Consider the following 12,502-nt stretch of genomic DNA (forward strand, 5'->3'; position numbering starts at 1 on the left):
AGGCGTATTGATGATAAATTGGAAAATCACCTTAAGACTACTCGCCTTTCCTATTATTTGGATGGGAGTGGTACAACTGGTCTTTGCAGCGCTTTCATTATTTATTTTTAAAGACCGAGTTATTAGCGCATTTCTTATTCCTGGCGCAACGATGATCTCTGTCGCTTTAGTGCTACTTATCAATTTACGTAAAACTGATCTAACCGCCGCAACATTCAGAGATGCACTTATTTACGCCACAGTAACGTGGATTATAGCCGGTGTGTTAGGCGCCATTCCTATTCTAGTCGTCACTGGCGTTAACTTTAGCGACGCGGTATTTGAGTCAATCAGCGCCTTAACCACCACTGGCGCAACGGTGTTATCAGGGCTCGATAACATGCCTGCTAGCTTTTTATTGTATCGACAATTCTTACAATGGATGGGCGGTTTAGGCATTGTAATTTTTGTAGTGGCTATTTTACCTATGTTGAATATTGGTGGCATGAAATTATTAAAAGCAGAAACACCAGGCCCCATTAAAGACGAAAAATTGACTCCGCGCGTTGCCAGTACCGCTCATTATTTATGGGGCGTTTATTTAGCAATCACCGTACTTTGTAGTTTAGCCTATTATGCTGGCGGAATGAGTTTTTACGATGCGATCGCACATGCCTTTACCACGGTTTCAACTGGGGGCTTTTCAACCCATGATGCCAGTATGTGGTATTACCACAGCCACTTACTGGTGTGGATAGCTAATGTATTTATGCTTGCAGGAGCGATTAACTTTGCCTTGCACTTCAAAGTAGCGCACAAAAGAGCCATTACTAGTTATTATCATGATGAAGAGACGCGTTATTTTATTTATATAGTGGTGCTTTTATCGGTTCTTTTAACCACCATGCTACTGCTTAAAGACAGCTACTCAAATGTACTTGAAGCATTTAGTTTCTCTACATTTCATATTATTTCTTTTATTACCAGCACCGGTTATGGCGCAGCAAGCTTTACTGACTGGCCAGCTGAGGCTGGGTTTTTACTGGTTATTGCCGGCTATCTTGGTGGTTGCGCAGGTTCAACGGCTGGCGGAAATAAAATAATTCGTAACATTATTGTTGGCAAAATGATTAATAACAATATTAAACAGCTGCTTCACCCAAGAGCGATATTTACACTGAAGTATCAAGGATCGCCCGTTAAAGAAGATGTACGCCATGCAATTATGGCATTTATGACCTTTGCTGTTGGTTCAAGCTTACTGTTTACAATGTTGCTTATGGCAACGGGTCTGGATTTTTGGAGCGCATTTACTGCAGTAGCTGCATGCGTCAATGTACTTGGCCCTGGATTTGGTGAAGTTGGCGCTAACTTTCAACCCGTTTCAGACACCGGTATTTGGATACTCTCGGTCGCTATGATCGTGGGTCGGTTAGAATATTTTACTGTTTTTACACTTTTTACTCATAGCTTTTGGAAAAAATAACGAAGGAATACTATGGCACATTTTACAGTTATCGGTTTAGGCCGCTTTGGCATTGCAGCAAGCTTGGAGTTGATCCATTTAGGACACACAGTGACTGGCGTTGATAGCAACCCAAAACTCGCCGAAAAGTATGTTGAGCACTTATCAGAGACAGTGGTATGCGATTCAACAGATGAAGCGGCGTTAAAGGAGCTCGATTTAGCAAATAGTGAAGCGGTCTTAGTCGCGATCGGTGAAGATATGCAGTCCAGCATATTGTGTACCTTAGCACTAAAAAATTTAGCGGTTAAACAAATATGGGTTAAAGCCAGCACCAAAGCGCATCATACGATTATATCAAAGTTGGGTGTCTCGCGTATTATTCACCCAGAAGAAGAAATGGGAGTGCGCGTTGCACAAGCGCTTAATTACCCGATAGTGAACGACTATATTTCATTAGGCAATGGCTTATACGTTGTTGAAGTAAGTATAAAAGCTCACCTACATAAAACAAAACTAGGGCATCTACTCAGAGAAATAAAAGGCACTGTAGACCCTCTATTGGTAAAGCGCGCCAAGCAAACGTTTGTCAAGCTTGATGACGACTTTGAGTTACATACCCACGACACCTTACTGCTATCAGGTAGCCGAGTCGAATTAAACTATCTAGCTCCAAGGCTGTTATAACCATGGTTTTATGGCACCCTCTCAAAACGCCTATTGAGCGCAAAGTCAGTGGGCATAAAAAAATCAATGCTGCACCGCCGCTTATTTTATGCTGCAGCTTTTTGATATTAATCGCACTAGGGGCTTTAGCATTAAAGCTGCCTTTTGCCACCAATGAACCTATTTCGTGGATACAAAGTGCCTTTACTGCAACATCGGCGGTAACCGTCACCGGATTAGTTGTGGTAGACACAGGCTCCGCATTTACCCCTTTTGGCCAAGGGGTGATCGCGCTATTAATTCAACTTGGTGGCTTGGGTTTGATGACATTTGCAGTGGTAACCTTGCTGGCATTGGGTAACAAAGTTGGCTTTATTCAAAAAACAGTAACTAAAGCAGCTTTTAATCAAACAGATACATCAACACTTTTGAGTACGGCAAAATCAGTGTTGCTTTTTGCCATCATTGTTGAGTCACTCGGTGTTGTTATTTTAACGCTGTACTGGCTCCCTGAGCTGGGCTTACAAACCAGCTTTTTCCATGCGTTGTTTTATACCATTAGTGCATTTAATAATGCGGGATTTGCGCTTAGCCCCAACAGCCTAATGCAGTATGTTGACGATCCTGTGATCAATCTTACCGTTACTGGTTTGTTTATTATCGGTGGCCTAGGTTTTACCGTACTCATGGATGTGTATAAATCAAAACGTTGGGCAGCCCTTAGCACCTATAGTAAGTTAATGCTGATCAGCACGGTTATCATCAATATTGTAGCGCTGGTACTGATTTACGTTATTGAATATGACAATCCAAAAACACTGCAACCCTTGTCAGAAGTCGGTAAATGGCTAGCTGCTTGGTTTCAAGCCGTAACACCGCGTACGGCTGGATTTAATACCATTGCTATAGAAGAGCTGAGAAATGCCAGTACCGCATTAACAATGATGTTAATGTTTATTGGTGGAGGCTCACTCAGTACCGCAAGTGGTATAAAAGTAGTGACTTTTGTGGTGTTGATTTTAGCAACTTACAGCTACTTACGCCGCGATAAAGGCGTTACTGTGTTACGCCGAGAAATCGACAAAGAATCTGTATATAAAGCACTGGCTTTAACCCTTGTTTCAGCGGGTATAACATGGCTGGCTATTTTTACTTTACTGATTGTTGAAGATGCGCCTTTTTTAGATGTCGCCTTTGAGGCTGTGTCTGCACTTGGCACTGTAGGATTGTCTCGGGGTTTAACTGCTTCTCTTTCTCCGCTGGGCGAATTTATCATTATGTTTTTAATGTTTATGGGAAGGATTGGCCCCTTAATCATTGCCTACTTTTTAGCGAGTCCTCGCAGTAGGAAACTAAGATATCCAAGCGCACAATTATCGATTGGCTAAATAGCAGAGCTGGGAGAATCTCAAACTAAATCCCAGCTAATACTCGCTCAGTGACGTACTAGCTTGATGCCATTTAAAATTCGCCACATACTAACAGACGATTTTCATAGGTTAAAAACACAGATAATAACGCAGACACCTATCTTAATTTCGTAATGTGTAAACTAAAAATTGATTGGAAAATAACAAAGACATCCACTGTTAATTTATGGAATACAGCCAAAAATTAACCATGATGGTTTAAGAGCTTGCATAAAGATAATAACACAGACACCAATCTTAATTTCGTAATGTGTAAACTAAAAATTGATTGGAAAATAACAAAGACACCCATTGTTAATTTATGGAATACAGCCAAAAATTAACCATGATGATTTAAGAGCTTGCATAACGAATATGAGGTTGGTTAATGGTTCTGAATTGAATTGAATAAAATTTAACTATCGATACATTAATAAACTAACGACAAAAAAACCTTCAAACCAGCGCTTGCTATGCAGGAGAAAAAGCTGTTCATTTGCAGTAATCAACTAATGTAAGCTAATAAAACTCGTCATCGCGAACCTTTATTTATCAGCTTGGTTATCAAACTAAAAGTGAGGATACCAAAAGCATCAGCAAGTAGATCAGCGATGTCTAAGGTTCTACTAGGTATGAAGTATTGGCTTAGCTCTTCCAATAAAACGAATAGAAACACGACGCTCGAACCAATATACAAATTGCATGACAATACTGAATATGATTTTAGCTTAAACGCAAAATTAGCACCTAGAGTAAGCAAACCAAATAAACAAAAGTGCCCTACTTTATCGCCATAAGGGATACTTCTAACAAGCTCAAAGAAAATACTATGTTGCCCCGTATTAGCTTGATATATGACCCATATAATAAAGCTAAGAAAAGTAACTGACACAATAGTGATTAATTTATGCATGATTGTTTAATGTTATTGTTGAGTTACCAACCATAGCCGAATAGTGACTATAATTCAATCACTTAGTGTTCCACTGCTAAAGCAACCATCAGATCCCTGCAAGGTCACGCTCGGTGATGCACTCGTCCGATGCCATTTCAAATTCGCGGCATACTAACGGGCGGTTTTCGTAGATTGAACACATTAAGGTATTGCGGTCGAGTGCTTGGCACCAACCATCATCGGCGCGTTTCATCACTTCGCTGCCCCATTTATCATACTCAATATAATGAAATGGCACACCGGTGTCGGTCACAATACGCACTTCTAACTGACAACAACATGCTTGGCAGTTAGCACAGGTAACCGGCTCAGGGGCGTTAGTAACTGTTTCAATAGGAATTATATTGTCGATGGGGATAACGGTTTGAGGCATAGCGGCTTACTAAAATAATGTTAGCCGCTTAGCATACACGAGCAAAACTAACGCGCCAGTAGTTTCGCTTTTATTTCGCTGTAACGCTGCTGCTCACACAAACCAAAACCACTGAGTTGACGCACTTTGTTACGCGCAAATAACGGTACGCTCATTCCCGCTAAAAAGCGGCATTGGGTTTCAATACCTATATTATGTATACCTTTACTGGCGAGGTGACTAAGTAACTCATCAACCTTTTGATAAATTACAGCATCGTTAGCAAAGCTATGAGCGAGTGAATATTCAAGTGTTACAGCTTGGCCTCTACATACTGAGCAATGGCCGCATTGCTGTGGCGCTTGATGGTCGTCAAAATAACGAGCAAGGTTATAGCTCAAACATGTTTTAAGCTCGAAAAAGCGAATAAGTGCCGCAATACGCTTAATTTCAGCTTGCTCTTTATCAACAAAATAGCTGTGTAATTGCTTAGCCAGCTCAGGGTTATTAATTACCTCATTATGTACTTGATAGACTTGGGTGATTCGCTTTGTTTCAAGTGCTATTAAATTCTTCTCTGCTAAATAATCAAGCGCTGCAACAACGCGTTTGCGATCCACCTGAGCGGCTTGGGTAAGCGTGTCAAAATTTAGTGTGCCCCAGATTTTTTTAAACTGGGTATGGTTAAATATTAACTGTAAAAATGCTTGTCTATCAGCATCAAAGTGACCAAGTAAAGCGGCTTTATCAACCAAAAACTTATATTTAAAGTCGGCGTAATAAGCATAAAGTGGTGTTATTGCACCTTGCATTTCCAATTGTACTAACAAGGTTTTAAGCGCTAATTGGCGAATATTACTATCACTTGAAAGGCTGTATTCTTGCATTTCCCACTGTTGACTTTCTTTTGAGTGATCGCTTTGGTGTTGGCGAATATCGTTGATCACATGCTCAATACCGCTAAGCTCTGGGGTATCGCCATAAACAAAGTTTTCAACCGTGTTTAAGCCATCTAAATTAGCCAATGTAAAACACTGCGATAGTTGTCCGTCTCTCCCTGCACGACCAATTTCTTGGCTGTAGTTTTCAATCGACTTTGGTAAATCATAATGAATAACAAAACGGATATCTGATTTATCAACCCCCATACCAAACGCAATCGTGGCCACTACGACATTAATTTTACCCGCCATAAAATCATCTTGGATACCATAACGCAGGGTATCTTCAAGCCCAGCATGATAAGCCACAGCGTGTAAGCCCTGGCGGCTAAGCGCTTCAGCGACTTGCTCTGCACTATGTTGTAAGGTCACATAAACAATCCCTGGGCCCGTTTGCTCGCGCACAATATTAGCCAATGTACTTGCTTTATCAGCGCTTTTCACGCTGAGTATCGATAAGTCTAAATTAGCCCGATAAAACCCAGTTTGTACAATGCATTCTGGGGTAATTGCAAAACGTTCACTCATATCACGCTTTACTTTTTTAGTGGCGGTGGCCGTTAATAATAATACCAAGGGAATATTGAGCTCATCACGATAGCGCGGCAGTTTTAAATAATCAGGCCTAAAATTATGGCCCCATTCGGAAATACAGTGAGCTTCGTCAACCACCAGCATTGAAATAGCCACTTGATTAATAAATTCACGAAATCGCTCGTTTTTAAAACGTTCTACCGACACCATTAAGATTTTCACTTTACCGGCACGCACATCGCTCATTACAGTGTGGCTTTGCTCTGTAGTTTGGCTTGAATCAAGGCTTGCGGCATAAATTCCCTTGTTATTTAAAAAACCAATTTGGTCTTTCATCAGCGCAAGTAATGGCGAAACAACCAGCGTTAGATTAGGTAAATGCAATGCAGTTAACTGATAACACAATGACTTACCAGATCCAGTGGGGAACATTGCCAATGATGATTGGTTATTTAGCAGTTGCTCTATGGTTTGCTGCTGACCTTGGCGAAATTGACTAAACCCAAAGTGTTGCTCAAGTGAAGAAAGTATCGATCCGCTCATAATATTTCCCTTTATTCATATTCCCTAATAAAGGAAATCATAGTTTGAAAATGCAATGTTTGCCATGGTAACTTTTTTTTGCTTTATTTTCTTGGCTTATCTATTTGTTCCTATTAAATTTTACTGACAAATCGTGAGAAAAGGCGCATTATAAATGCGTTGCTTGAAAAGGTATTTTGAACATTTTTGTTCAGCTCAATACCTAAGTGTTCTATACGTTTCATCATCATAAGAGCATTTAGGTATAATTCTTTTGAGGGCAATGAAATGATAACCACACATCCTAAAATCGTGATCATCGGTGGCGGTGCCGGCGGCCTTGAGCTCGCAACGCAATTAGGGCATAAACTAGGGAAGAAAAAACACGCCGACATTCTATTAATTGATAAAAATCGCACCCATATTTGGAAACCTTTGCTGCACGAAGTGGCAACGGGTTCTATAGATGCCGATTTAGATGGGGTAGTTTACTCAGCACACGCAGCAAAACATCATTATAACTTTCAACTTGGCACTTTTTGCAACCTTGATAACGCTAATAAAACCATCACACTCAGTGCCTTTAATGACGAACTTGGCCATCAAATTTTACCACAACGCACCGTTCATTATGACTACTTGGTGATTGCCATCGGCAGCGTCAGTAACGACTTCAATACACCCGGTATTAAAGAACATTGTTTTTATCTTGATTCAAACCAACAAGCGGAACGCTTTCAGCACGCGCTACTCGATAACTTTACTCGGCTACATCAAGACGACGACCCACAGCATGCATTAAATATTGCCATTGTTGGCGGTGGCGCAACAGGCGTTGAACTCTCAGCTGAGCTGTATCATGTTTCTGACTTATTAAAACTTTATGGTTTGACAAATATGTCGGCAAAGCGCTTACACATTCACTTAATCGAAGCAGGCCCGCGTATTTTACCCGCCCTACCAGAGCGTATAGCAAACTCAGCGAAAAGAGAGCTACTAAAGCTTGGTGTTAACGTTCGAGAAAACACCCAAGTAAAGCAGGCAACAAATCAAGGATTCATCACTAAAGATGATGAACAGATCGATGCCGACATTATGGTATGGGCAGCGGGTGTAAAAGCCCCCGATTTTATAAAAGATCTCGGGGTTTTTGAACTAACTCGTAATAACCAAATCATGGTGAACGACTATTTGCAAAGTAATAGCGATGACACCATTTTTGTATTAGGTGACTGTTGCGCGTTTACACAAAAAGATGGCAAATTAGTACCGCCCCGTGCGCAATCAGCCCATCAAATGGCACAATGTGTTGAAAAAAACCTAATTGCGACACTGCGCCAACAGCCGTTAACTGGCTTTGAATACAGCGATCATGGTTCGCTCGTCAATTTGTCACGCTACAGTACCGTGGGGAGCTTAATGGGCAACCTCACTAGTAATAGCTTTTTTATTGAAGGCAAGATAGCCCGCTTTATGTATATTTCGCTCTATCGCATGCATCAACGCGCTATCCACGGCAGCGCCAAAACCTTTGCATTATGGATCAGCGAAAAAGTGCTCCGGGTCGTTAGGCCAAAGATGAAATTACATTAAGCAACTAACAAGAGTAAGTGGAGCCGCCGCTTCACTTACACACCTAGAAATAAAATAAAAAATGACACCCATCTAGAAATTATAATGATACCCATTAAAATTAAAATTGACACCCATCCATACACCCATCCATATATATCTAAAAAAATGCAAACTTACATTTTAAAGCAATGGATTGAAGGTAAATAAAAAAGACACCCATCTAAAAATTGCAATGACACCCATTCAAAATAAGAATGAAATTGCAAACATCCAGGTTAGGGCAATAAACGAAACAATTAAAAACCGTAGTTATTTTCAAAAAGGACTTTTATACAAATGGCAGATAAATATCAGGCGTTTGCATTTTTAGGCGTCAAAAAAATCTGAATTAATAAGTTATGTATTATTGGTTGGCTACGTTATCACGCTAGTAATTTTTCGCAATTCGTTAGATTCGTTCGTCGCTTAAAGTGTTGATGTTCACAAAACATATTTAACGACTCAGGTCTTCCAACAGCACCGTGAAAAACGGTGGTAAATTTGCTGGTAACTTTCAACCAGTTTTCGGGGGTTATTTGCAACCTTTCAAGCAAAGGGGTTAGATCGGCGGCTATATAACCTATTTTATCAGGACGAATACAGCGCCCTGTCGCATCAACAAGAGAAAGGTAGGAAGTTAGCTCAAAAGGTAAACCTTTCACCATATGCTGTGTTGCCATCCCTGAAAAACGTTGTAATGATTTGGGCTGTTTCCCTGCTGCGACCGAAATAATACGCTTTTTGACACTCGTGAAATCTGAATTTTCTGGTTTGTCAGCAATACCTGCACGAACTGGGTTTAAATCAACATACGCCATACATGCTAATAATGCGGCTTCATCAAGTAACGCTTGGGATTTGAACCGTCCCTCCCAAAATCGCCCCTTACAGTCATCTTCTTTATTTGCTTTTCGCGCTATATATTCATTTAAAGAGCGCATGAACCAGCTAATATCCATTAACCTTGAACGATATTGCGCAATACTATCTGTAACTATTTTCATCTCAAAAGATGCTAGCTTTTCACCTTTAGCAAAACGTCGTGTTAATTCAGAACCTTTAAAGGCTTTATGCCAGCGAATTGCAACTGCTCTATCATTTACTCTTTCCGCCTTTTTACTATCTACGTACACTACAATATGAGTATGATTACTCATTACTGCATAAGCGCACACATCTATAAAAAAGAGAGATGCCAAACTCATTAGCTTATCTTCAACCCATTTTCTGCGGTGTTCATAACATTGACCCGTATATTCATCCACACCACACAAATAGGCACGTCTTACACATCGTGATATACAATGATAGTAACGAGTGTCCGTTAAACTGATTTGTCGATTTCTTGCAGTAGCCATAAATATCTCAGATATCACGTTCCTTATAAAATACTAGTTCCTCATGGTAAAACTGCAAATATAGTCATTATTATGGGTGTCATTTAAGTTTGAATTACTACAATCGCCATTTATTAGGTGGGTGTCTTTATTTTTTTATTAGTTACTCTGGCTGTGCTGAGGCTAGATGTTCGTAACGGGCTAATATTTCATCATATTCACCTGAGCGCTTTATTTGCTCTAGCCCTTTGTTGAAGGAGGTTATTATATATTCAGCATCGGGATGCTCTTTACTGATCCCTATATGAAGAGGGTGCTTAATTAAAGCTGGTTGCCAAATTGTTAGCTCTGTTGAGTAACCATTTTTTTTCATTTCGAACCATGCTGCGTATTTATCAACCAGAGCAATATCAGCGCGATGCTTTTTTACATGCTCAAGACAACTATGGACATTAAGTAAAGGAACGATTGTAAGCCTATCAATAGACTGTAAATACTCATGATATCCGTAACCTCTAATTGTACTGATTGTTAAGCTTTCTAGGCTGTGAGGGCCTTGATAATCAAGCTGCGACTTAGTATTACTAATTATGCTAAGTTCATTAGTAAAGTAGGGCTGGCTAAATAAAATTGTTTTAGCACGATTTTCTGTCCACCATAATGCAGGGATCAAATCTATTTCATTATTTTAACATTCGCATTGCACGACTAAATGGCGCTATTTTAATATCGAATGCAATATTCTGGCTAAAAAATGCAGCACGTACAAGCTCAGTAGTCATACCCGTTCCATCAGCAAATATGTAGGGAGGCCATTCATTATGAGATCCTACTAAAGGCTGTGTTATTGAATTAGAAAGCGCAGCAGTACTTTGTATGCATAACAGCAAAATAATAAAAAATTTAGTCATAGCAACACGATACCTTTTATCATGCCTATCTAAAGATACACAATAATACATTTGCTCTAGGCAAATCTGCGTAACTTAACTATTTAACCTAAGGCTTAATGGCAACTTGAACTTTGTTACTAAACCAGAGCTTCAACTGTTTAAGCTTAGACTACATTTGACTATATTATTTTCAATCTATAAAAAAGTATTGCCTAAAATAAATAACAAAAAATCCTTATAGCATATTTGAGTGGATTGTCTTCAAATTTAAATAATTTACCTGTAAGTTATAAAAAACCACATAAAGGAATGATGCTATGACCGCGAAAACGCTGATTTTCAACTTTGATGGCACAGGTAGTGAGCCACGTGATGCTGAGCAGTTCAGCTCTGCGCATTTTAAGGAAGATGCAAGCATTTCGAATATTCTCAAACTTCATTTATTAATGGGTGGCCAATTAAATAACGAGCCCGTTACTCCTTTTACTAATCAACTTAGCTTCTATTACCAAGGTATTGGAACTCAAGGAAGTCGTTTAAAGCGATTCCTCAATCAATCTTTCGCACCACGCGATGACGATGTTGCCAGTATTTTAAATCATGCTATAAATGATTTTAAGCGCTACTACAAAACTGGCGATACATTGTTACTCACTGGCTTTAGTCGCGGCGCTGCGTTAGCACGACGTTTTGCAAAGTGCTTAGAGCCGCTCATAGATAATAACGTTTATTTATGCGTATTTGATACTGTGGCATCCATTGGTTTATCCAAAGTCACCAAGGCCACCCGAGGCGCTGAGCATGTTATTTTTGAAAACCATACTTTAGCGACCAACATAAATCAGGCTCTGCATTGTGTGGCACTGGATGAAAAGCGTCGAGCTTTTGAGCCTACCCTTATAAATCATCAAAACAATGTACATGAAATATGGTTTGCAGGCGCACATTCCGATATCGGTGGTGGCTATTATCGAGATGGGCTGGCGGATATTTGCTTACGCTTTGCAATGGAGTGGTTACTTGAACTGCCTGTGGCTTTATCCTTTTTAACTAGTCAAGCAATCGAGTATTCATCGTTATTTCCTGCGGATCAAAACAGTTTTATCGCCCAAGATGATATGACCATCACCCCAGATCCTCTCGCGTTAAGCCATCAACAGAATTATTTTTGGTTTAATCCTTTATTTAAACTGATTGATCGTGAATGTACCGTGCTGGTTGATGACGAACAAAGTAAGCTGTTACCCATTATCCACCACAGTGTTGCTACACGTATCAATCAATTAACCAGTTATCGTCCCGAGTCTTTAAAAAACCTTAGTTATCAACTGCTGTATGCAGATCAAACTACGTTTAGTTTTAACGGTTTGTCTGCCCATATAGCTTTAAAAAATCAAAACATGTCAGTGTTACAAATTGGCCAAAGCCAAGATGTGTTGGTTTATGCCGCAGAGCAATACAATGCAACAGGACTAATGCTTGAACAAGGAGCTACTTATCGCTTTAGCCCTTACCCAGAACAACTTTGGTATGACGATGGCGTAAAATGTGGGCCACAAGGTTGGCACCGAGATAACCTACAGTTGGGTGTAAAAGAGATCCCCATGGCATTGCTCGAACCCTTTCGTCGTTTACCACATGCAAACTGGTTTGCCTTAATTGGTGCTATTGCCCATAGCGATAATGATGCTTTTGAGATTGCCGATGGGGGTGAATTTAAAATGACTCACTCAGGAGAATTTACGCCTTTTGCAAATGATTTGGTGCGTTTTTATGGCGCTAATGCTGGGCGTATAAAAATAAACGTGACCCGCCTTGGTTAATTGCATTATTAA

Annotated in this window: 10 protein-coding genes; 5 read left to right on the forward strand and 5 right to left on the reverse strand. The window is 40.0% G+C overall.

The genetic code is table 11. The features are described 5' to 3' along the window. Window positions 1–10: 10 nt before the first annotated feature. From H5186_RS09125 to H5186_RS09135, 3 genes are read left to right on the forward strand one after another with little or no spacing between them, the layout of a single operon-like run. Entirely contained in the window at window positions 11–1,465 is a 1,455-nt protein-coding gene (locus tag H5186_RS09125; RefSeq protein ID WP_182794378.1) for a TrkH family potassium uptake protein, read from the forward strand. 12 nt (window positions 1,466–1,477) lie between these two features. Then, a complete protein-coding gene (locus H5186_RS09130; RefSeq protein WP_182718253.1) occupies window positions 1,478–2,131 on the forward strand; it encodes a TrkA family potassium uptake protein in 654 nt (217 codons plus the stop codon). Window positions 2,132–2,133: 2 nt separating this feature from the next. Then, window positions 2,134–3,498, forward strand: coding sequence for a TrkH family potassium uptake protein (locus H5186_RS09135; RefSeq protein ID WP_182794379.1), 1,365 nt, complete (start codon window positions 2,134–2,136; stop codon window positions 3,496–3,498). 553 nt (window positions 3,499–4,051) lie between these two features. On the opposite strand, the gene H5186_RS09140 is transcribed toward H5186_RS09135, so the two are convergent. From H5186_RS09140 to H5186_RS09150, 3 genes are all read right to left on the reverse strand, one after another. Further along, window positions 4,052–4,432, reverse strand: a complete 381-nt coding sequence (locus H5186_RS09140; RefSeq protein ID WP_149981943.1) for a VanZ family protein — start codon at window positions 4,430–4,432, stop codon at window positions 4,052–4,054. Window positions 4,433–4,520: 88 nt separating this feature from the next. After that, the gene (locus H5186_RS09145) at window positions 4,521–4,847 is read right to left on the reverse strand and encodes a YkgJ family cysteine cluster protein (protein ID WP_182718251.1); all 327 of its coding nucleotides are present in this window, start codon (window positions 4,845–4,847) and stop codon (window positions 4,521–4,523) included. A gap of 47 nt (window positions 4,848–4,894) precedes the next feature. Then, window positions 4,895–6,844, reverse strand: coding sequence for an ATP-dependent DNA helicase RecQ (locus H5186_RS09150; RefSeq protein WP_182794380.1), 1,950 nt, complete (start codon window positions 6,842–6,844; stop codon window positions 4,895–4,897). A 267-nt stretch (window positions 6,845–7,111) separates the two neighbouring features. Here H5186_RS09150 and H5186_RS09155 point away from each other — a divergent pair, with 267 nt between their 5' ends. Next, window positions 7,112–8,416 carry an NAD(P)/FAD-dependent oxidoreductase gene (locus H5186_RS09155; RefSeq protein ID WP_182739985.1) on the forward strand — a complete coding sequence of 435 codons (1,305 nt, stop codon included), beginning with the start codon at window positions 7,112–7,114 and terminating at the stop codon, window positions 8,414–8,416. Between the two features lie 404 nt (window positions 8,417–8,820). Here H5186_RS09155 and H5186_RS09160 read toward each other — a convergent pair whose 3' ends face one another. Then, window positions 8,821–9,795: a transposase gene (locus tag H5186_RS09160; protein WP_182761740.1), complete on the reverse strand. Its 975-nt coding sequence runs from the start codon at window positions 9,793–9,795 to the stop codon at window positions 8,821–8,823. A gap of 142 nt (window positions 9,796–9,937) precedes the next feature. Further along, window positions 9,938–10,447, reverse strand: coding sequence for an ABC transporter substrate-binding protein (locus H5186_RS09165; protein ID WP_182794381.1), 510 nt, complete (start codon window positions 10,445–10,447; stop codon window positions 9,938–9,940). A gap of 537 nt (window positions 10,448–10,984) precedes the next feature. Here H5186_RS09165 and H5186_RS09170 point away from each other — a divergent pair. Then, window positions 10,985–12,490: a DUF2235 domain-containing protein gene (locus H5186_RS09170; RefSeq protein WP_182718245.1), complete on the forward strand. Its 1,506-nt coding sequence runs from the start codon at window positions 10,985–10,987 to the stop codon at window positions 12,488–12,490. Window positions 12,491–12,502: the final 12 nt, after the last annotated feature.

The sequence above is a fragment of the Pseudoalteromonas sp. SG41-2 genome, assembly GCF_014164535.1.
GTDB classification, from domain to species: Bacteria; Pseudomonadota; Gammaproteobacteria; order Enterobacterales; family Alteromonadaceae; genus Pseudoalteromonas; species Pseudoalteromonas rhizosphaerae.

Excerpts from the sequence above, each read along its gene's own strand:
- H5186_RS09125 (WP_182794378.1), top strand. The coding sequence starts at position 11 with ATGATAAATTGGAAAATCACCTTAAGACTACTCGCCTTTCCTATTATT.
- H5186_RS09130 (WP_182718253.1), top strand. The coding sequence starts at position 1,478 with ATGGCACATTTTACAGTTATCGGTTTAGGCCGCTTTGGCATTGCAGCA.
- H5186_RS09135 (WP_182794379.1), top strand. The coding sequence starts at position 2,134 with ATGGTTTTATGGCACCCTCTCAAAACGCCTATTGAGCGCAAAGTCAGT.
- H5186_RS09140 (WP_149981943.1), bottom strand. The coding sequence starts at position 4,432 with ATGCATAAATTAATCACTATTGTGTCAGTTACTTTTCTTAGCTTTATT.
- H5186_RS09145 (WP_182718251.1), bottom strand. The coding sequence starts at position 4,847 with ATGCCTCAAACCGTTATCCCCATCGACAATATAATTCCTATTGAAACA.
- H5186_RS09150 (WP_182794380.1), bottom strand. The coding sequence starts at position 6,844 with ATGAGCGGATCGATACTTTCTTCACTTGAGCAACACTTTGGGTTTAGT.
- H5186_RS09155 (WP_182739985.1), top strand. The coding sequence starts at position 7,112 with ATGATAACCACACATCCTAAAATCGTGATCATCGGTGGCGGTGCCGGC.
- H5186_RS09160 (WP_182761740.1), bottom strand. The coding sequence starts at position 9,795 with ATGGCTACTGCAAGAAATCGACAAATCAGTTTAACGGACACTCGTTAC.
- H5186_RS09170 (WP_182718245.1), top strand. The coding sequence starts at position 10,985 with ATGACCGCGAAAACGCTGATTTTCAACTTTGATGGCACAGGTAGTGAG.